25 protein-coding genes are annotated in these 24,225 nt (G+C 72.3%); 9 read left to right on the top strand and 16 right to left on the bottom strand.

Annotated features, from left to right (window positions below; genetic code table 11):
- Positions 1-128 precede the first annotated feature (128 nt).
- Together BGK67_RS09695 and serB are read left to right on the top strand one after the other, a co-directional pair.
- Positions 129-392, top strand: coding sequence for a hypothetical protein (locus BGK67_RS09695; RefSeq protein ID WP_069919694.1), 264 nt, complete (start codon positions 129-131; stop codon positions 390-392).
- An 865-nt stretch (positions 393-1,257) separates the two neighbouring features.
- Positions 1,258-2,457, top strand: a complete 1,200-nt coding sequence (gene serB, locus BGK67_RS09700; protein WP_069919695.1) for a phosphoserine phosphatase SerB — start codon at positions 1,258-1,260, stop codon at positions 2,455-2,457.
- 84 nt (positions 2,458-2,541) lie between these two features.
- Here serB and BGK67_RS09705 read toward each other — a convergent pair whose 3' ends face one another.
- The 4 genes from BGK67_RS09705 to BGK67_RS09715 form a co-directional block, all read right to left on the bottom strand.
- Positions 2,542-3,063 (bottom strand): SixA phosphatase family protein, encoded by a 522-nt coding sequence (locus tag BGK67_RS09705; protein ID WP_069919696.1) that lies wholly within the window; start codon positions 3,061-3,063, stop codon positions 2,542-2,544.
- Between the two features lie 99 nt (positions 3,064-3,162).
- Positions 3,163-3,462 carry a hypothetical protein gene (locus tag BGK67_RS09710; RefSeq protein ID WP_432215429.1) on the bottom strand — a complete coding sequence of 100 codons (300 nt, stop codon included), beginning with the start codon at positions 3,460-3,462 and terminating at the stop codon, positions 3,163-3,165.
- Positions 3,463-3,607: 145 nt separating this feature from the next.
- The gene (locus BGK67_RS40715) at positions 3,608-3,727 is read right to left on the bottom strand and encodes an SGM_5486 family transporter-associated protein (RefSeq protein ID WP_279628666.1); all 120 of its coding nucleotides are present in this window, start codon (positions 3,725-3,727) and stop codon (positions 3,608-3,610) included.
- Positions 3,728-3,731: 4 nt separating this feature from the next.
- Positions 3,732-5,078 (bottom strand): CynX/NimT family MFS transporter, encoded by a 1,347-nt coding sequence (locus tag BGK67_RS09715; protein ID WP_069919697.1) that lies wholly within the window; start codon positions 5,076-5,078, stop codon positions 3,732-3,734.
- Positions 5,079-5,135: 57 nt separating this feature from the next.
- Here BGK67_RS09715 and BGK67_RS09720 point away from each other — a divergent pair, with 57 nt between their 5' ends.
- A complete protein-coding gene (locus tag BGK67_RS09720) occupies positions 5,136-5,813 on the top strand; it encodes a FadR/GntR family transcriptional regulator (protein ID WP_069919698.1) in 678 nt (225 codons plus the stop codon).
- A gap of 22 nt (positions 5,814-5,835) precedes the next feature.
- Here the strand turns inward: BGK67_RS09720 and BGK67_RS41180 are convergent, their stop codons facing one another.
- The 3 genes from BGK67_RS41180 to fabG all read right to left on the bottom strand — a co-directional run bounded on the left by BGK67_RS41180 (position 5,836) and on the right by fabG (position 7,948).
- Positions 5,836-6,267: a hypothetical protein gene (locus BGK67_RS41180; RefSeq protein ID WP_432215430.1), complete on the bottom strand. Its 432-nt coding sequence runs from the start codon at positions 6,265-6,267 to the stop codon at positions 5,836-5,838.
- Between the two features lie 185 nt (positions 6,268-6,452).
- Positions 6,453-7,223, bottom strand: a complete 771-nt coding sequence (gene fabI / locus BGK67_RS09730) for an enoyl-ACP reductase FabI (RefSeq protein WP_069919699.1) — start codon at positions 7,221-7,223, stop codon at positions 6,453-6,455.
- 5 nt (positions 7,224-7,228) lie between these two features.
- Positions 7,229-7,948, bottom strand: a complete 720-nt coding sequence (gene fabG / locus BGK67_RS09735) for a 3-oxoacyl-[acyl-carrier-protein] reductase (protein WP_069919700.1) — start codon at positions 7,946-7,948, stop codon at positions 7,229-7,231.
- Positions 7,949-8,093: 145 nt separating this feature from the next.
- Here fabG and BGK67_RS09740 point away from each other — a divergent pair, with 145 nt between their 5' ends.
- Genes BGK67_RS09740 through tyrS form a run of 3 tightly spaced genes read left to right on the top strand, consistent with a single transcriptional unit; the run spans position 8,094 to position 12,374 of the window.
- Positions 8,094-9,656, top strand: a complete 1,563-nt coding sequence (locus tag BGK67_RS09740; protein ID WP_432215431.1) for a TldD/PmbA family protein — start codon at positions 8,094-8,096, stop codon at positions 9,654-9,656.
- Positions 9,653-11,053, top strand: a complete 1,401-nt coding sequence (locus BGK67_RS09745; protein WP_069919701.1) for a metallopeptidase TldD-related protein — start codon at positions 9,653-9,655, stop codon at positions 11,051-11,053. Before BGK67_RS09740 ends, BGK67_RS09745 begins: the two co-directional genes overlap by 4 nt.
- Positions 11,054-11,105: 52 nt before the next feature.
- The gene (gene tyrS / locus BGK67_RS09750) at positions 11,106-12,374 is read left to right on the top strand and encodes a tyrosine--tRNA ligase (protein ID WP_069919702.1); all 1,269 of its coding nucleotides are present in this window, start codon (positions 11,106-11,108) and stop codon (positions 12,372-12,374) included.
- A gap of 94 nt (positions 12,375-12,468) precedes the next feature.
- On the opposite strand, the gene BGK67_RS09755 is transcribed toward tyrS, so the two are convergent.
- Positions 12,469-12,747, bottom strand: coding sequence for a GlsB/YeaQ/YmgE family stress response membrane protein (locus tag BGK67_RS09755; protein ID WP_069919703.1), 279 nt, complete (start codon positions 12,745-12,747; stop codon positions 12,469-12,471).
- Between the two features lie 177 nt (positions 12,748-12,924).
- Here BGK67_RS09755 and BGK67_RS09760 point away from each other — a divergent pair, with 177 nt between their 5' ends.
- Together BGK67_RS09760 and BGK67_RS09765 are read left to right on the top strand one after the other, a co-directional pair.
- Complete coding sequence (locus tag BGK67_RS09760) at positions 12,925-13,266, top strand: DUF3099 domain-containing protein (RefSeq protein WP_069919704.1); 342 nt, start codon at positions 12,925-12,927, stop codon at positions 13,264-13,266.
- A gap of 146 nt (positions 13,267-13,412) precedes the next feature.
- Positions 13,413-13,652, top strand: coding sequence for a hypothetical protein (locus BGK67_RS09765; protein WP_069919705.1), 240 nt, complete (start codon positions 13,413-13,415; stop codon positions 13,650-13,652).
- Positions 13,653-13,744: 92 nt separating this feature from the next.
- Here BGK67_RS09765 and moaA read toward each other — a convergent pair whose 3' ends face one another.
- From moaA to BGK67_RS09780, 3 genes are all read right to left on the bottom strand, one after another.
- Positions 13,745-14,734, bottom strand: a complete 990-nt coding sequence (moaA, locus tag BGK67_RS09770; protein ID WP_069919706.1) for a GTP 3',8-cyclase MoaA — start codon at positions 14,732-14,734, stop codon at positions 13,745-13,747.
- 152 nt (positions 14,735-14,886) lie between these two features.
- Positions 14,887-16,494 (bottom strand): solute symporter family protein, encoded by a 1,608-nt coding sequence (locus tag BGK67_RS09775; protein ID WP_069923748.1) that lies wholly within the window; start codon positions 16,492-16,494, stop codon positions 14,887-14,889.
- A gap of 32 nt (positions 16,495-16,526) precedes the next feature.
- Positions 16,527-16,898 carry a DUF485 domain-containing protein gene (locus tag BGK67_RS09780; RefSeq protein WP_069919707.1) on the bottom strand — a complete coding sequence of 124 codons (372 nt, stop codon included), beginning with the start codon at positions 16,896-16,898 and terminating at the stop codon, positions 16,527-16,529.
- A gap of 260 nt (positions 16,899-17,158) precedes the next feature.
- On the opposite strand from BGK67_RS09780, the gene BGK67_RS09785 reads away from it, so the two are divergent.
- Positions 17,159-18,703, top strand: coding sequence for a S8 family serine peptidase (locus BGK67_RS09785; RefSeq protein WP_069919708.1), 1,545 nt, complete (start codon positions 17,159-17,161; stop codon positions 18,701-18,703).
- Positions 18,704-18,767: 64 nt separating this feature from the next.
- Here the strand turns inward: BGK67_RS09785 and BGK67_RS09790 are convergent, their stop codons facing one another.
- The 5 genes from BGK67_RS09790 to BGK67_RS09810 form a co-directional block, all read right to left on the bottom strand.
- The gene (locus tag BGK67_RS09790; protein WP_069919709.1) at positions 18,768-19,811 is read right to left on the bottom strand and encodes a zinc-dependent alcohol dehydrogenase family protein; all 1,044 of its coding nucleotides are present in this window, start codon (positions 19,809-19,811) and stop codon (positions 18,768-18,770) included.
- A 30-nt stretch (positions 19,812-19,841) separates the two neighbouring features.
- Complete coding sequence (locus tag BGK67_RS09795) at positions 19,842-20,543, bottom strand: lysoplasmalogenase (RefSeq protein ID WP_069919710.1); 702 nt, start codon at positions 20,541-20,543, stop codon at positions 19,842-19,844.
- The gene (locus BGK67_RS09800; RefSeq protein WP_069919711.1) at positions 20,540-21,523 is read right to left on the bottom strand and encodes a sterol desaturase family protein; all 984 of its coding nucleotides are present in this window, start codon (positions 21,521-21,523) and stop codon (positions 20,540-20,542) included. Before BGK67_RS09800 ends, BGK67_RS09795 begins: the two co-directional genes overlap by 4 nt.
- 166 nt (positions 21,524-21,689) lie before the next feature.
- On the bottom strand, positions 21,690-22,910 hold the full coding sequence (locus BGK67_RS09805; RefSeq protein ID WP_069919712.1) for an amidohydrolase family protein: 1,221 nt from the start codon (positions 22,908-22,910) through the stop codon (positions 21,690-21,692).
- Positions 22,907-24,217 carry an amidohydrolase family protein gene (locus tag BGK67_RS09810; RefSeq protein WP_244291182.1) on the bottom strand — a complete coding sequence of 437 codons (1,311 nt, stop codon included), beginning with the start codon at positions 24,215-24,217 and terminating at the stop codon, positions 22,907-22,909. The genes BGK67_RS09805 and BGK67_RS09810 overlap by 4 nt, the downstream gene beginning before the upstream one ends.
- Positions 24,218-24,225: the final 8 nt, after the last annotated feature.

Raw genomic sequence — 24,225 nt, forward strand, 5'->3', positions numbered from 1 at the left:
GCGGCCGGCCGCCTCGGCGGTGGCGGCCTGGCCGGCCGCGGCGGTGGGGTCGACGCTGGGCGACGAGCCGGTCCGGGCGGGCACTGGGCGCGGCCCTGCTGGGTGCGCCGAACGGCAGCTGGGCGGGGGTGCTGCTGGGCCCGTACGTCCCGCTGGACGGCCGGGCCACCGGCAGCGCCGGCCCGGCGCTGCCGGATCCGCTCGACGGGCTGCCGGCGGGCGCCGCCCCGGAGCCGGTGACGGTGGTCCGCCTCGCGGAGTACGCCGGGCGGGTGGCTGCTGGGGGCGGGGCCGGGCCGCTGCTGCTCTGCGCGGGCGGGCCGGCCGGCCGCCGTACGGACTCCGGGGCCGCAGGGCGGCTGTCGGCCGTGACGGGGTGGCGCTGGTGCTGACGGCCCTGTCGGGGGACGCGTCCCTGGGCCGTGCTGGGTGGACGCGGTCGATGCCGGGTGGCGTTATGGGGGTCCGCCCCGGAGGCGCTAGCCCTGGGCGCGGTGTGGGGCGCGGCGGCGGGCCCGCTCTGCGCGCTCCTGACCCGTCACCGCCGCGCTCCCCTGACAGAGCTGGCCGTGGACCGACCCACACGGGCCCCGTCCGGGGCGGGCCACGGTGGCCAGATAGTCGCCGCGCCCCCGGTGCGGTTGCGGATCCGGGGCTGCCCGACCACGCCGGGCGGAGGGCCGGGCTCGGCCCCGTACACGGTCGAACACACTCGCCGCGCCCCGCTGCGGCTCCGCATCAGGCCCGGTCCGACCCGCGCCGGGGCCCCGGGGGGGGGAGGCCGGGCGCGAGGCCGGGCGCGAGGCCGGGCGCGGCGGGTGGCCCGGGCCCGCCAACCCCGCCGCGCCGACGGCCTCGTACGGCCGAGCGCCCCCGCCGGGGCGGTCCCGCCCGCGCCTGGGCCGGGCACGGCCCCGGCGCGCGGCGGCCCGATGCTCGCCGCGCCCCCGGTGCCGCGGCGGACCCGGGCCAGCCCGACGCCCCGGGCGCAAGGCCGAGCACGGCCCCGGGCGCAAGGCCGAGCCCGCGGGCCCCGGCGCGCCGACCGCCTCGTACGGCCGAGCGCCACCCCCGGGCCGGTCCCGCCCGCGCCCGGCTGCCGCCCCTCACCCCGCCTCCCCCGCCGGGAGCGCCCCCGTCGAAGCCGCGCCGGCCGCCGTACGGAGCCGCGGTCGCGCGTCGGGGCGGGGGGTGGCGCGTCTGAAGGGTGGGACGGGGGTCCTGCCTTCCGGGACGGGAAGATACGGTGAGAGCACCATGAGCGCATCGCAGAACTCCGAGGTCCCCACCCTCCTCGTCAAGATCTTCGGCAAGGACCGTCCCGGGATCACCGCCGGGCTGTTCGACACCCTCGCCGCCTACTCCGTCGACGTCGTCGACATCGAGCAGGTCGTCACGCGCGGCCGCATCGTCCTGTGCGCCCTCGTCACCAAGCCGGCCGTCGCCACCGAGGGCGAGGTGCGGGCCACCGTCCACAGCTGGGCCGAATCGCTCAAGCTCCAGGCCGAGATCCTCTCGGGTACCGGTGACAACCGTCCGCGCGGCAGCGGCCGGTCCCACGTCACCGTGCTCGGCCACCCGCTCACCGCCGAGTCCACGGCGGCCATCGCCGCCCGGATCACCGGGACCGGCGGCAACATCGACCGCATCTTCCGGCTCGCCAAGTACCCGGTGACGGCCGTGGAATTCGCCGTCTCCGGCTGTGAGACCGAGCCGCTGCGCACCGCGCTGGCCACGGCCGCCGCGCACATCGGCGTGGACGTGGCCGTCGTATCGGCCGGGCTGCACCGCCGGGCCCAGCGCCTCGTCGTCATGGACGTGGACTCGACCCTGATCCAGGACGAGGTCATCGAGCTGTTCGCGGCGCACGCCGGGTGCGAGGCCGAGGTCGCGCGGGTCACCGAGCGGGCCATGCGCGGCGAGCTGGACTTCGAGCAGTCCCTGCACGCCCGGGTGGCCCTGCTGGCGGGCCTGGACGCGTCCGTCGTGGACAAGGTCCGCGCCGAGGTGCGGCTGACGCCGGGCGCCCGAACGCTGATCCGTACGCTCAAGCGGCTCGGCTACCAGGTGGGCGTGGTCTCCGGCGGGTTCACCCAGGTGACGGACGATCTGCGGGAGCGGCTGGGGCTGGACTTCGCCTCCGCCAACACCCTGGAGATCGTGGACGGGAAGCTGACGGGCCGGGTGACCGGCGAGATCGTGGACCGGGCGGGCAAGGCCCGGCTGCTGCGCCGTTTCGCCGCGGAGGCCGAGGTGCCGCTGTCCCAGACGGTGGCCATCGGCGACGGAGCGAACGACCTGGACATGCTGAACGCGGCCGGGCTGGGCGTGGCTTTCAACGCCAAGCCGGTGGTCCGCGAGGCCGCGCACACGGCGGTGAACGTGCCGTTCCTGGACGCGGTGCTGTACCTGCTGGGGATCACCCGCGAGGAGATCGAGGCCGCCGACCTGGCCTGAGCGCCCCTGTCCGTACGACGTGGAAGGGCCCCGGCGGCCGCATCGGCTGCCGGGGCCCTCGCGTACGTGCTCGTGGTCCCCCGGTCAGTGCTCCTTGGGGGTCCAGTAGTCGAGCAGGATGCCCACGCCGGGTTCGAGGGACTTCCAGGGGCCGGCGAAGGAGACGACGGCGAGGGCCGCGGTCGGGAAGCCGCTGCGGGTCATCCTGGCCAGGGTGTCGTCCTGCGCGCGGCTGGACAGTACGTCGGCGAGGGCGTGCATGCCGGGGTTGTGACCGATCAGGAGGAGGTCGTGGACCTCGTCGGGGGTCTCGTTCAGCAGGGCGATGAGCTCGCCCGGGGAGGCCTCGTAGAGCCGCTCCTCGTAGTGGGTCTTCGGCCGGTGCGGCAGCTCCTGGACGGCGGCCTTCCAGGTTTCGCGGGTGCGGGCGGCGGTGGAGCAGAGGGCCAGGTCGAAGGCGATACCGGTTTCGGCCAGCTTCAGACCGACGGCCGCCGCCTCCGCGCGGCCGCGTTCCGCCAGCGGGCGGTCGTGGTCGGACACCTGCGGCCAGTCGGCCTTGGCGTGCCGGAGGAGGGCGATCCTGCGGGGTGTGTCGGCGCTCATGGCTCCCAGCTTCGCATGAAACGGGCCACGGGGCGCAGGGTGTTGAGGGCCCGCGTCCGGTGGTGGGACACGGCCCGGCGCACCCCGGCGTACGCCAGGTCAGCCGACGGCGCGCAGCAGCTGCTGGGTGACGTGGAGCAGCCCGGTGGCCTCGCCGGTGGCGGCGTGGGCCTCGGCGGATCCGGCGAGGAGGAGCAGGAGCAGGCCGAAGGCGAGGGCGGGCAGGGCCAGCGCCCACCAGTGCAGGCGGGCGTCGGCGCCGTGCCGGGCGCGGGTCGCGGCGCGTCGGCCGGTGGCGGCACGGGGGCCGGGCACGGCACGGGGGCCGGTGACGGCACGGGGGCCGGCCGCGGCATGGGGGCCGGGCGGAGCGGTGCGGGTGTGCGTGGGGGCCGACATGGCCGCCTCCGGGGTGCCGACGGGACGGGCTCGCTCCTTCGAATCTATGGATTCGAAGGGGCGGTACCCATCCGGGTCACACCCCAGTCGACCCTGACCCTGACCCCCTAGGGGTGGGTGGGGTTATCCCCACCCCGCCTGCCCGTCAGGGGGAGGCGATCGTCGCGATGACGGCGATGATCACGGTCACGGCGATCATCGCGCCGAAGACGAGGCCGAGCTTCTTGCGGCCGTTCTGCGGGTTCGGTTCAAGTACGGGCGACATGCGGTCAGTCTCGCATGCCGCATTCGTCCTCGATCGTGCGGTCCCGGCCGGCCAGGATTCCGAGGGCGATCTGCGGGACGAGCAGCCCGGCCATCAGGGCCAGCGGCAGGTCCCAGCCGCCGCTGTGCTGGTAGAGGGTGCCGATGACCAGGGGGCCGGGGATGGAGATGAGGTAGCCGGTGCTCTGGGCGAAGGCGGAGAGCTTGACGACTCCGGCCGGGGACTTGGCGCGCAGCCCGATCAGGGTGATGACCAGGGGGAAGGCGCAGTTGGAGACGCCGAGCAGGAGCGCCCAGAGCCAGGCGCCGCCGGCGGGGGCGAGGTAGAGGCCGAGGTAGCCGGTGAGGCCGACGAGGCCGAGGACGGCGGCCATGAGGCCTTGGTTCCTCATCCGGCCGGCGAGGCCGGGGATGACGAAGGCGAGCGGCACGCCCATGACCATGGTGACGGCGAGCAGCACTCCGGCGGTGGATGCGGAGACGCCGGCGTCGCGGAAGATCTGCGGGAGCCAGCCCATGGTGACGTACGCGCCGGTGGCCTGGAGTCCGAAGTAGCAGGCCAGGGCCCAGGCGGTGCGGCTGCGGACGATGCGCGGGCCGGTGTCGGCCCGTACGCCGGCCCCTTCGCCGGAGTCGGCGGCCGCGGCGCGCTCGGCCCGGGCGGCGCGCCGGGAGGCGCGGGCGACGGGCAGCCAGGGCAGTACGGCCACCAGCGCGAGCAGGGCCCACATCAGCAGGCCGGTGCGCCAGCTGCCGCCGAGGGCTCCGGTGAGCGGGACGGTCGCGGCGGCGGCGAGCGAGGTGCCGGCGGCCAGCGCCATGGAGTACAGGCCGGTCATGGTGCCGACCCGGTCCGGGAAGTAGCGCTTGACGATCACCGGGAGCAGGACGTTGGTCAGGGCTATGCCGGCCAGGGACAGGGCGCTGGCGGCGAGGAAGGCGGCGGCGCCGTCCGCGAAGGGGCGGATCAGCAGGCCCGCGGCGACGGCGGCCATGCCGGCGCAGATCACGGCGGCCGGGCCGAAGCGGCGGGAGAGCCGAGGCGCGGTGACGCCGAAGACGGCGAAGCAGAGGGCGGGGACGGAGGTGATCAGTCCGGCCACGGTGCCGCTCATGCCGAGGCCGGTGCGGGTCTCCTCGAAGAGGGCGCCGAGGCTGGTGATGGCGGGCCGCAGGTTGAGCGCGGCGAGCACGATGCCGACGATGAGGACCGGCCCGAGCCAGGCCGGCTGCGCGGGTCCGCGCGGGGCGGCCGGGGCGGCGGCCGCGGCTCCGGACTCGCCGGTGTCCTGCGGCGCGGGCTTGCGGCCCGCGGCGGGGCGGTCGAGGATCTTGGTTTCATCGTCGGACATTCCACCATCATAGAATCATGGGATGATTGGTTGTCCAGTCGTCCTAGAGGGAGACCCATGCCGCTGACCTCACCCCGGCGCTCCGCGCTCGTCGACCAGGTGATCGCCGAGCTGCGGAACCAGATCACCTCCGGCGAGTGGCCGGTCGGCTCCCGCATCCCGACCGAGCCGGAGCTGGTGGAGCTGCTCGGCGTCGCGCGCAACACCGTGCGCGAGGCCGTGCGGGCGCTCGCGCACAACGGCCTGCTCGACATCCGGCAGGGCTCGGGTACGTACGTGATCGCCACCAGCGAGCTGGCCGGCGTGATGCACCGGCGCTTCGCCGGGGCGGAGCCGCGGCACATCGCGGAGCTGCGCTCGACGCTGGAGTCCTCGGCGGCCCGGCTGGCGGCGGAGCGGCGGACCGAGCGGGACCTCGTTCAGCTGGACGCGCTGCTCGCACGGCGCGAGGAGGCCTGGGCGAGCGGGGACGCGGAGGTGTTCGTCGCGGCGGACGTGAGCCTGCACATGGCGGTGGTCACGGCCTCGCACAACGACGTGCTGATCGAGCTGTACGCGGACCTGGGCGACCTGGTGGCCGACTGGCTGCGGGCGGACGTCGGCACGGAGCTGCACCCCTCCGCGCACCTGGACCACGCCCGGCTGATCGAGGCGATCCGGCGGGGGGACGGGGACACGGCCGCCTCGGAGGCGGCCGGCTATCCCTTCGCCTGCCTCGGCGAGGCCGCCGGCTGACACCGCCGCCGGTCAGGTCCGTTCACGACCGCTGGTGGCTGACCCAGGCCGAGCGGACCTCCTTCCAGCAGCGGCCGGCGAGCTCCACGCGCCCGGCCGGGCCGACGGCCACGGCGGCGCTGTCGCCGTCCACGTCCCACCAGCGGTCGCACTCGACGTGCAGCCGCACCAGGTCGGTCCGCAGGTAGCGGTTGTGGCAGAACGCCGTCACCGTCGAACCGCTGATCTCGGTGTCGCAGTCGGCGCCGAACAGGTCCTGGGCGGGGGTCCGCGCAGGCTGCACGGGCGGCTCGGCGGGGATCTCGGCGAGGTCCACCACGGCCGGGGCCACGGCCTCGGGGGCGGGTGCGGGCTCGTCGGGCGCGGTCCGCGCGAGGGCGCCCGGACCCAGGATTGCGGTCAGGACCACCGAGGTGACCAGCAGCGATACCGCTCCGCTCGCTCTCGCACGCAATCCCGTACCTCCTCCCCGCAGCAGCCGAGAAGATCCCGACTGGGTCAGTTTGCAGGCATCTGTCCGGGTTTTCGACTCGGGGCGATCCGATCAGCCGGTGAACATCCGATCGAACACGCGCAAACGGCGGCGGCCGCGCCTCCGGAAAGGGAGGCGCGGCCGCCGCCGTACGGACGCGCGTGCCGTCAGGCACCCATCGCGTGCAGGCCGCCGTCCACGTGGACGATCTCGCCGGTCGTCTTCGGGAACCAGTCCGACAGCAGCGCGACGACGCCGCGGCCGGCCGGCTCCGGGTCGCTCATGTCCCACTCCAGCATCGAGCGGGAGTTCCAGACGTCCGCCAGCTCGCCGAAGCCCGGGATGGACTTCGCGGCCATGGAGCCGATCGGCCCGGCCGAGACCAGGTTGCAGCGGATGTTCTCCTTGCCCAGGTCGCGGGCGAGGTAGCGGCTGGTGGCCTCCAGCGCGGCCTTGGCCGGGCCCATCCAGTCGTACTGCGGCCAGGCGAACTGCGCGTCGAAGGTGAGGCCGACGACGGCCGCCCCCTCGTGCGGGAAGAGCGGCTTGCAGGCCATGGTCAGCGACTTCAGCGAGAACGCCGAGACGTGCATGGCGGTGGCGACCGACTCGAACGGCGTGTTCAGGAAGTTGCCGCCGAGGGCGTCCTGCGGCGCGAAGCCGATGGAGTGGACGACACCGTCGAGACCGCCGAGCTCGTCGCGGACGAGCGCCTCCAGCCGGTCCAGGTGCTCCTGGTTGGTGACGTCGAGCTCGATCACCTTGGCGGGCTTGGGCAGCTTGCGGGCGATGCGCTCGGTCAGCGTCGGCCGCGGGAACGCCGTGAGGATGACCTCGGCGCCCTGCTCCTGGGCGAGCTTGGCGACGTGGAACGCGATGGAGGACTCCATCAGCACGCCGGTGATGAGGACGCGCTTGCCCTCGAGAATTCCGCTCATGGTGATCAGTGACCCATGCCCAATCCGCCGTCAACGGGAATGACGGCTCCGGTGATGTACGCGGCGTCGTCGGACGCCAGGAAACTCACGGCCGCCGCGATCTCCTCGGGCTGCGCATAGCGGCCGAGCGGCACCTGGCCCACGATGCCCGCGCGCTGCTCGTCGGTCAGGACCTTGGTCATGTCCGTGTCGACGAAGCCGGGGGCGACCACGTTGAAGGTGATGTTGCGGGAGCCCAGCTCGCGGGCGAGCGACCGGGCGAAGCCGACCAGCGCGGCCTTGGAGGCGGCGTAGTTGGCCTGGCCCGCCGAGCCCAGCAGTCCGACGACCGAGGAGATCAGGACGACGCGGCCCTTCTTGGCACGGAGCATGCCGCGGTTGGCGCGCTTGACCACCCGGAAGGTGCCGGTGAGGTTGGTGTCGACGACCGAGGAGAAGTCCTCCTCGGACATCCGCATCAGCAGCGTGTCCTTGGTGATGCCCGCGTTGGCCACCAGCACCTCGACAGCGCCGTGCGCTTCCTCGATCTGCTTGTAGGCCTGCTCCACCTGCTCGGAGTCGGTGATGTCGCACCGGACCGCCAGAACGCCGATCGAGGTGAGCGCCTGCGGCGGCTCCCCGGACCGGTACGTGATCGCGACCTTGTCTCCGGCCTCCGCGAAGGCGCGGGCGATGGCGAGGCCGATGCCCCGGTTACCTCCGGTGACGAGAACCGAGCGGCTCAACGGATCACCCTTTCGCTAGCGGTCTGAATACCGAAAACCTATAGGCCGCACCCCTCGTACGGAGAATCGACCTCCGACAGGGCCTTGGGACGGGCTCTGTCGAATCCCTACAGAAAGGTGTAGGCACGACAGCCCCGGTCGCGACATGATCGGGGAGACCGGCCCCGACTTCGGGAGGAATTCCGTGCCCCATTCCATCGACGCGGCCTTCACCGCGCTTCCCTTGCGGGCGCTCGCCGACGCGGCGCTCGCCCGGGCCCGCGCGCTGGGCGCCGAGCATGCCGACTTCCGGCTGGAGCGGATCCGCAGCGCCTCCTGGCGGCTGCGCGACGCCAAGCCCTCCGGAGGGTCCGACACCACCGACCTCGGGTTCGCGGTCCGGGTGGTGCACGGGGGCAGCTGGGGGTTCGCCTCCGGTGTGGACCTGACCATGGACGCCGCCGCCAAGGTGGCCTCGCAGGCCGTGGCCATGGCCAAGCTGTCCGCCCAGGTGATCAAGGCCGCCGGTTCCGACGAGCGGGTCGAGCTCGCCGAGGAGCCGGTGCACGCCGACCGCACGTGGATCTCCGCCTACGACGTGGACCCCTTCGAGGTGGCGGACGCGGAGAAGGCGGCGCTGCTCGCCGACTGGAGCTCGCGGCTGCTGGCGGCCGACGGGGTCGCGCACGTGGACGCCTCGCTGCTGGCCGTGCACGAGAACAAGTTCTACGCGGACACCTCGGGCACCACCACCACGCAGCAGCGGGTCCGCATCCACCCGCAGCTCACGGCGGTCGCCGTCAACGCCACCACCGGCGAGTTCGACTCGATGCGCACCATCGCGCCCCCGGCCGGCCGCGGCTGGGAGTACCTGACGGGCACCGGCTGGGACTGGAACTCCGAGCTGGAGCAGATCCCCGGCCTGCTCGCCGAGAAGATGAAGGCGCCGAGCGTCCGGGCCGGGCGCTACGACCTGGTGGTGGACCCCTCCAACCTGTGGCTCACCATCCACGAGTCCATCGGCCACGCCACCGAGCTCGACCGGGCGCTGGGCTACGAGGCGGCGTACGCGGGGACCTCCTTCGCCACCTTCGACCAGCTCGGCTCGCTCAAGTACGGCTCACCGATCATGAACGTGACGGGTGACCGCACCGCCGAGCACGGCCTGGCCACCATCGGCTACGACGACGAGGGCGTCGAGGCGCAGAGCTGGGACCTGGTCAAGGACGGCACCCTGGTCGGGTACCAGCTGGACCGGCGGATCGCGAAGCTGACCGGCCTCGGCCGCTCCAACGGCTGCGCCTACGCCGACTCCCCCGGGCACGTGCCCGTCCAGCGCATGGCGAACGTGTCGCTCCAGCCGGACCCGGGCGGCCTGTCCACCGAGGACCTGATCGGCGGGGTGGAGCGGGGCATCTACGTGGTCGGCGACCGCTCCTGGTCGATCGACATGCAGCGCTACAACTTCCAGTTCACCGGCCAGCGGTTCTTCCGCATCGAGAACGGCCGGCTGGCCGGGCAGCTGCGCGATGTCGCGTACCAGGCCACGACCACCGACTTCTGGGGCTCGATGGAGAAGGTCGGCGGCCCGCAGACCTATGTCCTGGGCGGCGCCTTCAACTGCGGAAAGGCCCAGCCGGGCCAGGTCGCGTCGGTCTCGCACGGCTGCCCGTCCGCCCTTTTCCGCGACGTGAACATCCTGAACACCACGCAGGAGGCCGGACGATGACCTCATCGATTCGATCGACCAAGCCCCACGAGATCGTCGAGCGGGCCCTGGAGCTGTCCACCGCCGACGGGTGCGTCGTCATCGCCGACGAGCAGTCCACCGCCAACCTGCGCTGGGCGGGCAACGCGCTCACCACCAACGGCGTCACCCGCGGCCGGAGCCTCACGGTCATCGCCACGGTCGAGGGCAGGGAGGGGACGGCCTCGGGGGTCGTCTCGCGCAGCGCCGTCACCGCCGCGGACCTGGAGCCGCTGGTGCGCGCCGCCGAGGCGGCCGCCCGCGGGGCCGGCCCCGCCGAGGACGCCCAGCCGCTGGTGACCGGCACCCCGGCCTCGCCGGACTTCACCGACGCCCCGGCCGAGACCTCCTCGGCGGTGTTCGCGGACTTCGCCCCGGCGCTCGGCGAGGCCTTCGCCCGGGCCCGCGCGGGCGGCCGCGAGCTGTACGGCTTCGCCAACCACGAGCTGGTCTCCACGTACGTCGGTACCTCCACGGGCCTGCGGCTGCGCCACGACCAGCCCAAGGGCACCCTGGAGCTCAACGCCAAGTCCCCGGACCGGCAGCGCTCCGCCTGGGCGGGCCGCGCCACCCGCGACTTCAAGGACGTGGACCCGACCGTCCTGGACGCGGAGCTCGCCGTGCGCCTGGGCTGGGCCGAGCGGAAGATCGACCTGCCCGCCGGGCGGTACGAGACCCTGCTGCCGCCCACGGCCGTGGCGGACCTGCTGATCTACCAGATGTGGTCGGCGGCGGCCCGGGACGCGGCGGAGGGCCGGACGGTCTTCTCCAAGCCCGGCGGCGGCACCCGGGTCGGCGAGCGGCTGTCCGAGCTCCCGCTCACCCTGCGCAGCGACCCGAACGCGCCGGGCCTGGAGTCCGCCCCGTTCGTCATCGCGCACAGCTCCGGGGACGACGCCTCGGTGTTCGACAACGGGTTGCCGGTCCCGGCGACCGAGTGGATCCGGGAGGGCGAGCTGGCCCGCCTCACCACGACCCGGCACAGCGCCGCGCTGACGGACCTGCCGCTGTCCCCGGCCTTCGGGAACCTGATCCTGGACGGCGGCGGCGACAGGTCGCTGGAGGAGATGGTCGCCGGTACCGAGCGGGGGCTGCTGCTCACCTGTCTCTGGTACATCCGCGAGGTCGATCCGGCCACCCTGCTACTCACGGGCCTGACCCGGGACGGCGTGTACCTGGTGGAGAACGGGCAGGTCACGGGCGCGGTGAACAACTTCCGGTTCAACGAGTCCCCGGTGGACCTGCTGTCGCGGGCCTCGGAGGCGGGCCGCACCGAGAAGACGCTGCCGCGCGAATGGGGCGACTGGTTCACGCGCGCCGCGATGCCCGCTGTCCGCATCCCGGACTTCAACATGAGTTCGGTGAGCAAGGGCGTCTGACCCACCTAGACTGAGCACGGCATTTCCACAGAACGTAAGGAGTCGAGAGACCGTGACGGACATCGTCGACGAACTGAAGTGGCGCGGGCTCTTCGCCCAGTCCACGGACGAAGAAGCGCTGCGCAAGGCCTTCGCGGACGGTCCCGTCACGTTCTATTGCGGCTACGACCCGACCGCGGCCTCGCTGCACGTGGGGCACCTGGTCCAGGTGCTCACCATGCGCCGGCTCCAGCTGGCCGGAAACCGGCCGCTGGCTCTGGTCGGCGGGGCCACCGGGCAGATCGGCGACCCGCGCCCGACGGCCGAGCGGACCCTGAACGATCCCGCGGTCATCGCGGAGTGGGTGAACCGGCTGCGGTCGCAGATCGAGCCGTTCCTGTCCTTCGAGGGCGAGAACGCGGCGGTCCTGGTCAACAACCTGGACTGGACGGCGGGCATGTCCGCCATCGAGTTCCTGCGGGACATCGGCAAGCACTTCCGCGTCAACAAGATGCTGACGAAGGACTCGGTGGCCAAGCGGCTGGAGTCCGACCAGGGCATCAGCTACACGGAGTTCAGCTACCAGCTGCTCCAGGGCATGGACTTCCTGGAGCTGTACCGGCGCCACGGCTGCGTCCTCCAGCAGGGCGGCTCCGACCAGTGGGGCAACCTGACGGCCGGCCTCGACCTGATCCACCGGGTCGAGCCGGGCGCGGTGGTGCACGCGATGGCGACCCCGCTGATGGTCAAGGCGGACGGCACCAAGTTCGGCAAGACCGAGGGCGGGGCCGTCTGGCTGGACCCGCAGATGACCACGCCGTACGCGTTCTACCAGTTCTGGCTGAACGTGGACGACCGGGACATCTCCACCTACATGCGGATCCTGTCCTTCCAGAGCCGTGAGGAGCTGGAGGCGCTGGAGGCGCAGACCGCCGAGCGGCCGCAGGCGCGCGCCGCGCAGCGGGCGCTGGCGGAGGAGCTGACCACGCTGGTGCACGGCGCCGACCAGTGCGCGGCCGTGATCGCCGCGTCGAAGGCGCTGTTCGGGCAGGGCGATCTGGCGGAGCTGGACGAGGCCACGCTGGCCGCGGCCCTGTCGGAGCTGCCGCAGGCCCGGGTGGCGGAGCTCGGCCAGGTGGTGGACCTGCTGGCGGAGACCGGCCTGGTCGCCAGCAAGTCGGCCGGCCGGCGGACCGTGAAGGAGGGCGGCGCCTACGTGAACAACGTGAAGGTGACGGCCGAGGACGCGGTCCCCGCGAAGGAGGATTTGCTGCACGGGCGCTGGCTGGTGCTGCGCCGCGGCAAGAAGAACCTGGCGGCGGTCGAGGTCACCGGCGCCTGACGGCTCCGGGGCGGACGCCCGGCACGGAAACACGGCGGAGGGGCCGGTACGGACATGGTCCGGCCGGTCCCTCCACCGCGTTCCGGGACGCGCGCTAGGTCATCTCGTGCCTGCGGCCCCGCATCGCCTTGTAGAGCATCTCGCCGAGCGCGACGAGGACGACCGCGCCGACGAGCTGGAGCAGGTGGCGCGTCCAGTCGATGCCCCGGGTGTCCGCGACCCCGATCCAGGTGGCGACGGCGTTGCCGAGGACGCCGCCGATGATGCCCATGAGCGTGGTCAGCCACAGCGGCTGGTGCTGCTTGCCCGGCAGGATCGCGCGGGCGATCAGGCCCAGCACGAAACCAACGATGATCGCCCACAACCAGTGCATGTCGAGCCTCCTCCTGGCGCGTTGTGCGCACGTGGGCCCAGTCTCGGCGGGTTCGGCGTACCGCGCATTTCGGGCGGCACCGTTCGGGGGAGCCCCCTCTCCTCGCGGCCGGGGAGGCGGCGTACCGTGGAAGGGGTCCGGGCCGGGGAGCGTCCGGCGGGTGATCGGTGGTGGAGCATGGAACGGACGAAGCGACAGAAGCGGAACGGGGCCGAGGTCTTCCGGATCACCGGCGCGCGGATGAGCCTCGCCGAGGACGTCCGGGGCCGTCAGCGCCGCTACGTGATCTCGATGATCATCAGGACCCTGTCGGTCATCGCGACGGTGCTGCTGTGGAACGTGCAGCGGCCGGTGGCGATCGTGACGCTGGTCGCGGGGGCCCTGCTGCCCTACGTGGCCGTGGTCATCGCGAACGCGGGGCGCGAGTCGGCGCCCTCGCTGCCCTCGCACTTCATTCCGGCTCCGGTGCTGCCCGCACTGGAGGCGGGAAACCTCAGGAAAAGCTCAGATCAATCATGAAGTTCCGGTGCACCGTACCGGGTCCTGCGTGACATACTGCCTACGCGCTCCGCATCCCCCGTCGGAGCGACGGACCGACGCCGGGCAGCTCCCCCCGTGGCTGCTCGGCGTCGCCCTTCCGCTCGGGCGGTTTGTAGGGTTGAGGCGTGACCTCCCCTGAGACCGAGACCCCCACCTGTTCCGCCAAGGGCTGCCGCGACGCGGCCGTCTGGGTGCTGGCGTGGAACAACCCGACGCTCCACACGCCCGAGCGGCGCAAGACCTGGCTGGCGTGCGAGGAGCACCGCGAACATCTCTCGCAGTTCCTGGGCGTCCGCGGGTTCCTCAAGGACGTGGTGAAACTCGGCGAGTGGGTGCAGCCGGAGGGCTCGGAGCGCGCACGCTGACCGGCCGGGCGCCCGGGCCGCGCCTGCGGGCCGGACCGGACCGGACCGGACCCGGGAGGGTCCTGCCGGTCGAGGCCGGGCCGGCCCCGCTCCTAGCCGCCGATCGCGGACATGGGGCGCTCGGGCTGGAGGAAGGACGGGTCGTCAAGACCGGAACCGGCCTTCTTCCCCCACATCGCCACCTTCCACAGCCGGGCGATCTCCTCGTCCGGGGCGCCCGAGCGCAGCGCGGCCCGCAGGTCCGACTCCTCGGTGGCGAACAGGCACGTACGGACCTGGCCGTCGGCCGTCAGCCGGGTACGGTCGCAGGCTCCGCAGAAGGGGCGGGTGACCGAGGCGATGACGCCGACGGTGGCCGGGCCGCCGTCGACCACCCAGCGCTCGGCCGGGGCGGAGCCGCGTTCGTCGGCGCCCTCCTCGGTGAGGGTGAAGCGGGTCCGCAGGGACTGGAGGATGTCCCCGGCGGTGATCATCCCCTCGCGCTTCCAGCCGTGCTGGGCGTCGAGGGGCATCTGCTCGATGAAGCGGAGCTCGTACTCGTTCTCCACGGCCCAGGCCAGCAGGTCGGGAGCCTCGTCGTCGTTCAGCCCGGGCATCAGCACGGCGTTGACCTTGACGGGGGTCAGGCCGGCCGCGCGGGCCGCGGCCATGCCCTCGATGACGTCCTTGTGCCGGTCGCGGCGGGTGAGGGTCTTGAAGACCTCGGGCCGCAGGGTGTCCAGCGAAACGTTCACTCGGTCGAGGCCGGCGGCCTTGAGGGCCTGCGCGGTGCGCTTGAGGCCGATGCCGTTGGTGGTCAGCGACATCTTGGGGCGCGGCTCCAGGGCCGCGCACTGCTCGACGATCCCGACCAGGCCGGGACGGAGCAGCGGCTCGCCGCCGGTGAAGCGGACCTCGGTGATGCCGAGCCGGGTGACGGCGATGCGGACCAGCCGGACGATCTCGTCGTCACTGAGCAGATCGGACTTTCCCAGCCACTGCAGCCCCTCTTCGGGCATGCAGTAGGTACAGCGGAGATTGCACCGGTCGGTGAGCGAGACGCGCAGGTCAGTGGCCACGCGGCCGTAGGTGTCGAGAAGCACTGTGGGCCCCCTCCCCTGTCCGGATCCGTAGAGGTTAGATGATTTGAGCCTACGCGACGCCTGTTACATCCAGGGGTCCCCGAACGGACGAGACGCGGTGTGGCCGCGTCGTACGGAAGTACGACGCGGCCACCCTGGGTGTTCGTGTGATGTCAGTGAGCGCCCGTTCCGGTGAGGGAGCGGACCTCCAGCTCGGCGAACTTCTGCGGATCCGCCTTCTCCTTGGACAGGACGGTGCCCAGCCAGCCCAGCAGGAAGCCGAGCGGGATGGAGATGATGCCCGGGTTCTCCAGCGGGAACCAGTAGAAGTCGGCGTCCTTGAACATCGAGGTGGGCTTCCCGGAGACGACCGGGGAGAACAGCACCAGGCCGACCGCCGAGATCAGGCCGCCGTAGATGGACCAGAGGGCGCCCTGGGTGCTGAAGCGCTTCCAGAAGAGGCTGTAGAGGATGGTCGGCAGGTTGGCCGACGCGGCGACGGCGAAGGCGAGGGCGACCAGGCCGGCGACGTTCAGGTCGCGGGCGAGGGCGCCGAGGCCGATGGCGACGGCGCCGATGACCACGGTGGACCAGCGGGCCGCGCGCACCTCCTCCTTCTCGGTGGCCTGGCCCTTGCGGATGACGTTGACGTACAGGTCGTGCGCGAAGGACGAGGACGAGGCGAGGGTGAGGCCCGCGACCACGGCGAGGATGGTGGCGAAGGCGACCGCGGAGATCACGGCGAGCAGGATCGCGCCGCCGGTGGAGCCCGCGCCGCCGCCGATCTCCTGGGCGAGCAGCGGGGCCGCGGTGTTGCCCGCCTTGTTCGAGGCCAGGATGTCGTCCCGGTTGAGCAGCGCCGCGGCGCCGAAGCCGAGGGCGATGGTCATCAGGTAGAAGGCGCCGATGATGCCGATGGCCCAGTTCACGGACTTGCGGGCGGCCTTGGCGGTGGGGACGGTGTAGAAGCGGATCAGGATGTGCGGCAGACCTGCGGTGCCGAGGACCAGGGCCAGGCCCAGCGAGATGAAGTCCAGCTTGGTGAGCGAGTCCTTGCCGTACTTGAGCCCCGGCTCGAGGAACTTGGTGCCCTGGCCGCTGTTCTCGGCGGCCTGTCCGAGCAGCGTGGAGATGTTGAAGTTGAACTTCACCAGCACCAGGAAGGTGATCAGCAGGGCGCCCGCGATGAGCAGGACGGCCTTGATCATCTGGACCCAGGTGGTGCCCTTCATCCCGCCGATCGTCACGTAGACGATCATCAGGACGCCGACCAGCGCGACGACCGCGACCTTGCCGCCGTCGCTGGTGATGCCGAGGAGCAGCGAGACGAGCACGCCGGCTCCGGCCATCTGGGCGAGCAGGTAGAAGATCGACACCACGATGGTGGAGGCGCCCGCGGCGGTACGGACGGGCCGCTGGCGCATCCGGTACGCGAGGACGTCGCCCATCGTGTAGCGGCCGGAGTTGCGCAGCGGCTCGGCGACGAGCAGCAGCGCCACCAGCCAGGCGACGAGGAAGCCGATGGAGTAGAGGAAGCCGTCGTAGCCGAAGAGGGCGATGGCTCCGGCGATGCCGAGGAAGGACGCGGCGGACATGTAGTCGCCGGAGATGGCGAGGCCGTTCTGGAAGCCGGTGAACTGGCGGCCGCCGGCGTAGAAGTCGGCGGCGTCCTTGGTCTGGCGGCCGGCCCGGATCGTGATGATCAGGGTGGCGACGACGAACAGGCCGAACAGGGTGATGATCAGCGGGCGGTGCTCGGAGGCGCCGGCGCCCATCGTCATCGCCGCGGTCGTGGTGAGGTGGAGGGTGCCGCTCACTTGCCGCCCTCCATCCGCGCCTTGATGGCCGAGGCCTTGGGGTCGAGTTTGGCGGCCGCGTGCCGCGAGTACAGCCAGGCGATCAGGAAGGTGGTCGCGAACTGGGCGAGGCCGAGCACGAAGGCGACGTTGATGTTGCCGAAGAGCTTGGTCCCCATGAAGCCGCCCGCGTAGCTCGACAGCAGCACGTAGAGCAGGTACCAGACGATGAAGGCCACGGTGAGCGGGAAGGCGAAGGACCGGTAGGAGCGGCGCAGTTCGACGAACTCGGCGCTCTGCTGGACGGCCGCGAACTCTTCGGCCGTGGGGGCGGGACTCGCCTGGGGCGTTCCCGTGCTGCCGGGCGGCGGCGCTGCTTCGGTGGTCACGGGGGGCTCTCCTTGTGACGCGGGTGCGGTGGGGACGACGGACAAAACAACCTCCGTGCGGGGGACGGTGGTGCTGACGCCCCCTGTCATCGGCACGGCCGGCGCGTCGGGACGGTTCAACACCTGGCGCTTCTTTGGAAACTGATTTCTCGAACTCATGGCGGAATGGGGAACACCGGCACTAGGTTCCACATGTCATGAACCCGTCCGCCGTGACCACGTCCGGACGGGCTTCTTTTCAAGGATGATGTGGAGAACCCATGGCTCATCTGGGATCCGGCCGCCGGCGTGCTCTCGCCGTACCGGTCGGCCTGGCGCTCACCGCGTCGCTCGCCTTCCTGCCCTCGGTCTCGGCCTCGGCCGCACCGCTGGGCAACACGGCGGACGCGGCCACGGCTTCGAGGGCGCAGACCAACGGCCCCAAGCTGTCGTACGTGGCGAACCTCAACGCCTATGCCACGGTGAAGGCGGCGAAGCAGGCCATCGAGCGGGCCGGCGGTACGGTGGTGACGGCCTATGAGCAGATCGGGGTCATCGTCGCGCACTCCCAGAACCCCGACTTCGCCAAGCAGCTGCGCGCCAACCGCGGCCTGTTCGTCTCGGTCGGCGCCACCCGTACGGCCCCCCTCCAGGCGGTGCAGACGACCGACGAGGGCACCACGCAGCAGCTGAGCGCGGCGGACGCCGCCAAGGCGGCCGCGGCGGCCCAGGAGGGTCAGGAGCCGCTGGAGCCCAACCAGTGGGATCTGCGGACGATCAAGGCCGACCAGGCTCACAAGATCAACGATGGCAGCCAGGACGTCACCGTGGGCGTCATCGACACAGGTGTCGATGACACTCACCCCGATCTCGCGCCGAACTTCTCCAAGGAGCAGTCGGCCAACTGCGTCGGCGGTGTCGCGGACACCTCGGAGGGCGCCTGGCGCCCGTACGCGGACGGCAGCGACCACGGCACCCACGTGGCCGGCACCATCGCCGCCCCGCGCAACGGCATCGGCGTCAGCGGTGTCGCGCCCGGCGTCAAGATCGCCGCGATCAAGGTGAGCGAACCCGGGACCAGCCTCTTCTTCACCGAGGCGGTCGTCTGCGGCTTCATGTTCGCCGCCGAGAAGGGGATCGAGGTGACCAACAACAGCTACTACGTCGACCCCTGGCTCTACAACTGCAAGTCGGACGACGACCAGAAGGCGCTGGTGGAGGCCATCGGGCGGGCCACCAAGTACGCCGAGCGCAAGGGCACGCTCCACGTGGCCTCGGCCGGCAACTCCAACCACGACCTCGCCGGGGACTCGATCCTGGACGACTCCAGCCCGAACGACACCACCCCCGGGCCGCGCACCATCGACCCCAAGGTCTGCCTGGACCTGCCCACCCAGCTGCCGGGTGTGGTGACGGTCTCGGCGACCGGCGACCAGGGCTTGCGCTCGTACTACTCCAGCTACGGCCTGGGCGTCGTGGACGTCGCCGGCCCGGGTGGCGACAAGTGGCAGATACCGGCCACGCCGGACGCGAACGGCCGCGTGCTGTCCACCGTCCTGGGCGGCGGGTACGGCTACAAGCAGGGCACCTCGATGGCCGCCCCGCACGTCGCGGGCGTCGCGGCGCTCCTCAAGAGCGCCCACCCGTCGGCCACGCCCTCGCAGCTCCAGGCGATGCTCAAGAGCCAGGCCACGAAGGCCCCCTGCCCGGCGCAGATCTACGACAGCGCGGGCACCCTCGTCGACGCCACCACCTGCGAGAGCAAGTGGGGCCAGACGGGCTACTACGGCTACGGCGTGGTCGACGCGCTGAAGGCCGTCAAGTAACCGGCTGAGACACGGAAGGGCCGGGCGGGGACCATCCCCGCCCGGCCCTTACGCGTACCGCTCGTCAGGGCGTGATCAGCACCTTGAGCGCACTGCGGTCGTCCATCGCGCGATAGCCGTCCGGGACCTCGTCCAGGGACACGGCCCGGTCGAAGACCGGCGACGGGTCGACGGCTCCGCTGAGCACGTCCTCGAGCAGCTCCGGGATGTAGGCGCGGACCGGGGCCACGCCCCCGCGCAGGGTGATGTTGCGGTCGAACATCACGCCGAGGTCGAGTCCGGTGCCGCTGCCGTGCGGCACGCCGACGTAGCCGATGGCCCCGCCGTCGCGGGTGATGTTCACGGCGGTGCGCATGGACTGCTCCGTGCCGACCGCCTCGATGACGGCATGGGCGCCCTGGCCGCCGGTGAGCTCGCGGACGGCCGCCTCGGCGGCTTCCCCGCGCTCGGCGACGACGTCGGTGGCCCCGAAGAGCTTGGCGATGTCCGTACGGACGGCGTGCCGGCCCAGCGCGATGATCCGCTCGGCACCGAGGCGCTTGGCGGCGAGGACGCCGCACAGGCCGACGGCGCCGTCACCGACGACGGCGACCGTGGAACCCTTGCGCACGCCGGCGCCCAGCGCGGCGTGGTGGCCGGTGCCCATGACGTCGGAGAGCGCCAGCAGGCCCGTCAGCAAGTGGTCGTCGGAGACCGCCTCGGCGGGCAGCTTCACCAGGGTGCCGTCGGCGTGGGGCACGCGGACGGCCTCGCCCTGGCCGCCGTCGTGGCCGACCGAGCCCCAGAAGCCGCCGTGCGCACAGGAGGTGTACAGGCCCTCGGAGCAGAAGTCGCAGGTGCCGTCGGACCACATGAAGGGCGCGACGACCAGGTCCCCGGCGCGCAGGCCGGAGACGGCGGAGCCGGTCTCCTCGACCACGCCGAGGAACTCGTGGCCGATCCGCTGGCCGGGTTGGCGGGCGGCTTCGCCGCGGTAGGCCCACAGGTCGCTGCCGCAGATGCAGGCACGCAGGACGCGGACGACGGCGTCCTCGGGGCGCTGGATCGCGGCGTCGGGCACCTCCTCCACGCGGATGTCGTGCGGGGCGTGGATGACGGTGGCGCGCATGGTGGTGCAGTCCTCCGGCTAGGGGGTCGTTCAGTCTTGTAGGACCTGCCTACCGTACGCCTGCGTCCGGGTGAGTGCGCCGGTGGCCAGCAGGTACTGGGCGGCCAGGTAGGTCGCCATGATCCAGAAGTCGGGCCGGGGCAGCTGCGGCCAGTCGGCGACCCCTGTCGCGATGAGCGTGTCCGAGATCAGGAACAGCGCCCCGCCGATCCCGGCCCGCAGGCCGAGGGCGCTGGAGCGGAAGGCCATCGCCGTGAGCAGCAGGCTGTAGCCGGCGACCGGGACGCGCAGATCGGCCGGGAGGTCCGGCCACATCAGGCCGATGGTGCCGAGGAGGGCGAGCAGGTACGCACCGCCGAGCAGCGGGTTGGCCGGGCGCCGGCCGAAGAGCACGAGGTAGCAGACGTGCCCGACGGCGAAGGAGCCCATGCCGATCAGGAAGGCGGCCTCGGCGTCGAAGAGCAGGGCGAGGTCCCCGCCCCAGCCGAACAGCAGGGCGGCGACCAGCAGGCGGGGGGCGCCGCGCGTGATCACGTACGCCACGAGCAGCGGCATCAGCAGCGGTTTGGCGAGGACGTGCCCGAGGTGCCAGTCGGCGAGCAGCGAGCCGAGGTCGACGGCGGCGGCCGCGGCGAAGGCGCCGAGCAGCACCCGGGAGGCGGCGCCGCCGCCGGGGCCTCCGGCGGGTACGGGGCGGGCCCAGGACGGCGTACGGGACTCGGCGGCGCTCACGCGGCGTGCTCCGACTCCGGGGCGGAGGCGGGCGCGGGCGCGGCGGGCGCGGGCGCGGCGGCGCCCGTGGCTTCGGAGGCGGGAGCGGCAGCCGACGGGCCGGCGGCGCCGGTGGCTTCGGGAGCAGCGGCGACAGCGGTGGCGGCGGGCGGTGCGGGCTGCCAGCCGGGGCCGCGGAACACCCGCCCGGCGCGCTCGCGCCAGCTGCTCGCGGCACGCACGTCACGGGCGATGGCGGCGTACTCGTGGGTGGCCACGCGCAGCGGGTTGTGGGTGCCGATGTTCTTGGTGAGCCCGTAGACGGGCCGCTCCGTCTCCCCCACCCAGGAGCCGAACATCCGGTCCCAGACGATCAGGATCCCGCCGAAGTTGCGGTCCAGGTACCCGCCCTGGGAGGCGTGGTGGACGCGGTGGTGGGAGGGGGTGTTGAACACGTACTCGTAGGCGCGGGGCAGTTTCCCGATGCGCTCGGTGTGCACCCAGAACTGGTACAGCAGGTTGATCCCGTAGCAGAACGGGATCGCCGCGGGGTGCACGCCGAGGGCCACCATCGGCAGGTAGAACCACCACGTCGTGGCGCTGGTCCAGGGTTGGCGCAGGGCGGTGGTCAGGTTGAACCGCCGGCTGCTGTGGTGGACCACGTGGCAGGCCCACAGGATGCGGATGACGTGGTGCAGGCGGTGCTGCCAGTAGTAGAGGAAGTCCTGGACGAGCAGCATCAGCAGCAGGGTCCACCACAGGAACGGCACCCGCAGCGGGGTGAGTTCGTAGACCGCGGTGAACACCGCGACGACCGGGATCTTCCAGAGCAGGTCGAACCCGATGCTGCCGAGCCCCATCGTGACGCTCGTGACCGCGTCCTTGGTGTCGTACCCGGCGGCGTCCTCGTCGGGATGGAGCCGGTAGCTGACCACCTCGATGACGGTGAGCAGCACGAAGGCGGGTATGGACCACAGCACGACATCGGGCAGGTTCGGCATGTGCGCACCATAGAGGCGGCCTCAGGGGTGCCGCTAGGGGTTGTTACCGATCGGTATCCATTGGGGTTACCGACGGTTCGGGGAGGGGCCGCCCGAACCGCTCGGCGCCCGGCGGCTCCCCCGGGGCGGATCACGTCCGTGCCGTGGACCGCCCCGGCGGGACACGTCACCAGACCCGGACCGAGCCCCCCTTCGCGAAGGCCGGGCTGGTGGCCTGCGGCGGGACCTCGGTCAGCGGTTCGGCTATCTCCGTGACCAGCGGGCCGACCTCGGCGGCGATCTCACCCAGGCGGGCGAGGTCGAAGCCGTAGACGCGGGCCGCGTTGCCGCCGGCCATCGCGGCGACCTCGGCCCGCGGCAGGCCCGCGTAGGCGATGCGCAGGCCCTCGCGGGAGAACGGGGTCGTGCCCTCGTCGTGGGGGTAGTCGCTGCCCCACATGATCTTGTCGAGGCCGATCCGCTCCCGCAGCGGGACCTCGTGGGGTCGCATGAAGCTCGCCCCCACGAAGCAGTTGTCGCGCCAGACCTCGCCCGGGCCCTTGCCCATGGAATCGGCGAGCCCCGCCCCGAACTTGGACTCGGCCGTGGCGGAGGCCGCCACCAGCCGGCCGTGGTAGTAGTCCAGCATCTCCAGCACGCCCGGGATCCAGCCGGAGCCCTGCTCCGTCAGGACCAGCTTGAGGCCCGGGTGGCGGCGGAAGGCGCCGCCGAAGATGAGGTGCCACAGGGCGCGGTGCGAGAACCAGGTGGTCTCCACCATGAACACCGCGCGGGCGGCGGGTTCGTCCCCCAGGGGCGGCGAGGCCGAACCGCCGTGGTGGTTGACCGGCACGTCCAGCTCGGCGCACACCGCCCAGATCGGGTCGTACGAGGCCGAGTACAGCTCCGGAACCGCGGAGCCGGGAGGCACGCCGGGCAGCAGGATGCCGCCCGTCAGGCCCGCCTCCTTCGTGCGGCGGATCTCCCTCACCGCCGCGTCCACGTCGTTGAGGAGGATCTGCGCCACGCCCGCCCGCCGGCCCGGCGCGTCCGCGCAGAAGTCCGCCAGCCAGCGGTTGTGGGCCTGGAGCCCGGCCCACCGCATCTCGTACTCGGCGGCCGTCGGGGGCTGGGCCATCAGGGAGGCGTTGGGGAAGAACGGCGGGATGGTGTTGGGGAAGACGACCTCGGCGACGATGCCGTCGGCCTCCAGCTCCGCCAGGCGGCGCGCCGAGTTCCAGTTCCGGTCGGCCGTGTCCGCGAGGAGGTCCTCGTACGGGTTGACGTAGCCGGCGGCCCAGGCGTCGAACTCGTCGTGGTACCGCTTCTCCAGGTACGGCCTGTAGTCCAGCAGGTCGGCGCCGGCGTGGCAGTCCGCCGAGATCACCGTGTAGCGGTCCCCCGTCACCGCGACACCCCCAGGACCGGGAACTCGTTGTCCGTCAGCCAGTGGCGGCCCACCTCGCGGGAGCGGGCCCAGGAGGCCTCCACCGCCGCCTGGTCCGGGGACTGGCCCAGCTCGGCCGGGGTCGGGCCGATCCGGCGGGCCACGGGTGCGAGCTCCGCCGTGTCGAAGCCGAAGACCTCGGCGGCCGCCAGCCCCAGCATCCGGCGGGTCTCGGCCACCGGGATGTCGTGGAAGGTCTTGCGCAGCCAGTTCCGGGTGTCGGGCCAGGTGCCCTCGGGGTGCGGGTAGTCCGAGCCCCACAGGATGTTGTCCACGCCGATCTCGTAGCGCTGGGCCAGTTCCCGGCGCTTGGTGTTCGTGGCGCAGACGAACACCTGCCGGTCCAGGTACTCGCTCGGCGGGCGCTTGAGCTCCGCGAAGGGCGAGAGCTTCTTGCCGCCGTGGGCGCCGAGGTAGAGGCGGTCCATGAACCACAGCTGGTTCGGCAGCCACCAGCAGCCCGACTCGGCCACGCCGAACCGCAGGCCCGGGTGCCGTTCGAAGACCCCGGACCAGAGCAGGAACCACAGGGGCCGGGCGGGCCACCAGGTGACCTCGGAGACGTAGATGCCGAGGTGGTCGCCGTACTCGTGGCGGGGCGCGGCCCCGGAGTGGGTCACGATCGGCATCGCCGTCTCGGCGGCGGCCGCCCAGACCGGGTCGTAACGGCGGTCGTGGTAGGGCGCCTTGTCCACCCACATGGAGGGGATCATCAGCGCGCCGAGCCCCGAATCCTTGGCCCGGTGGATCTCGGCGACGACCTTGTCCGGCTCCCCGGTGATGGGCAGCAGGGCGACACCGCAGTGCCGCTCGGGGTTCTGCGAGACGAACTCGGCGAGCCAGCGGTTGTGCGCCTGCGCGCCCGCCATGCCGAGTTCGGGGTCCTGGTCGCCGGAGAGGCCGAGGCCCACCCCGAAGGGGGCCGCGGTCTGGCTGTCGACGGCGTCCGCGTCGGGGAAGACGACCTCGGCGGCCACCCCGTCCCCGTCGAGCTCCTTCAGGCGCCGGCCGGTGTCCCAGCCGCCCTTGAGCCCTTCCTCGTGGTCGTGGAACCACTTCTCGGCGAAGGCCTCGTTGCGGACGCCCAGCCGGGTGGCCTCCTCGCGCCGGGCGTCGCGCTGGCCGAGGAACTCGTCGAACCGGGGGTGGAAGCGGGAGTCCAGGTACGGGCGGTAGCGCTCGGTGGGCAGGCCCGCGTGGCAGTCGGAGGAGATGATCAGGTACGGCTCTTCGTACGGTGTGGCGCTCACGGCAGGTGTGTCACTCACGGCGGACG

Origin of the sequence: Streptomyces subrutilus, assembly GCF_001746425.1 — a bacterium.
GTDB lineage: Bacteria > Actinomycetota > Actinomycetes > Streptomycetales > Streptomycetaceae > Streptomyces > Streptomyces subrutilus_A.

Coding starts and splice junctions, on each gene's coding strand:
- BGK67_RS09800 (WP_069919711.1), bottom strand. CDS start 21,523: ATGCCGAACCTGCCCGATGTCGTGCTGTGGTCCATACCCGCCTTCGTG.
- BGK67_RS09705 (WP_069919696.1), bottom strand. CDS start 3,063: ATGAGCGCCGACACACCCCGCAGGATCGCCCTCCTCCGGCACGCCAAG.
- BGK67_RS09720 (WP_069919698.1), top strand. CDS start 5,136: ATGCCGCTGACCTCACCCCGGCGCTCCGCGCTCGTCGACCAGGTGATC.
- BGK67_RS09710 (WP_432215429.1), bottom strand. CDS start 3,462: ATGTCGGCCCCCACGCACACCCGCACCGCTCCGCCCGGCCCCCATGCC.
- BGK67_RS09785 (WP_069919708.1), top strand. CDS start 17,159: ATGGCTCATCTGGGATCCGGCCGCCGGCGTGCTCTCGCCGTACCGGTC.
- BGK67_RS09715 (WP_069919697.1), bottom strand. CDS start 5,078: ATGTCCGACGATGAAACCAAGATCCTCGACCGCCCCGCCGCGGGCCGC.
- BGK67_RS09745 (WP_069919701.1), top strand. CDS start 9,653: ATGACCTCATCGATTCGATCGACCAAGCCCCACGAGATCGTCGAGCGG.
- BGK67_RS09760 (WP_069919704.1), top strand. CDS start 12,925: ATGGAACGGACGAAGCGACAGAAGCGGAACGGGGCCGAGGTCTTCCGG.
- serB (WP_069919695.1), top strand. CDS start 1,258: ATGAGCGCATCGCAGAACTCCGAGGTCCCCACCCTCCTCGTCAAGATC.
- fabI (WP_069919699.1), bottom strand. CDS start 7,223: ATGAGCGGAATTCTCGAGGGCAAGCGCGTCCTCATCACCGGCGTGCTG.
- BGK67_RS40715 (WP_279628666.1), bottom strand. CDS start 3,727: ATGTCGCCCGTACTTGAACCGAACCCGCAGAACGGCCGCAAGAAGCTC.
- BGK67_RS09775 (WP_069923748.1), bottom strand. CDS start 16,494: ATGACGATGGGCGCCGGCGCCTCCGAGCACCGCCCGCTGATCATCACC.
- BGK67_RS09790 (WP_069919709.1), bottom strand. CDS start 19,811: ATGCGCGCCACCGTCATCCACGCCCCGCACGACATCCGCGTGGAGGAG.
- BGK67_RS09755 (WP_069919703.1), bottom strand. CDS start 12,747: ATGCACTGGTTGTGGGCGATCATCGTTGGTTTCGTGCTGGGCCTGATC.
- BGK67_RS09740 (WP_432215431.1), top strand. CDS start 8,094: ATGATCGGGGAGACCGGCCCCGACTTCGGGAGGAATTCCGTGCCCCAT.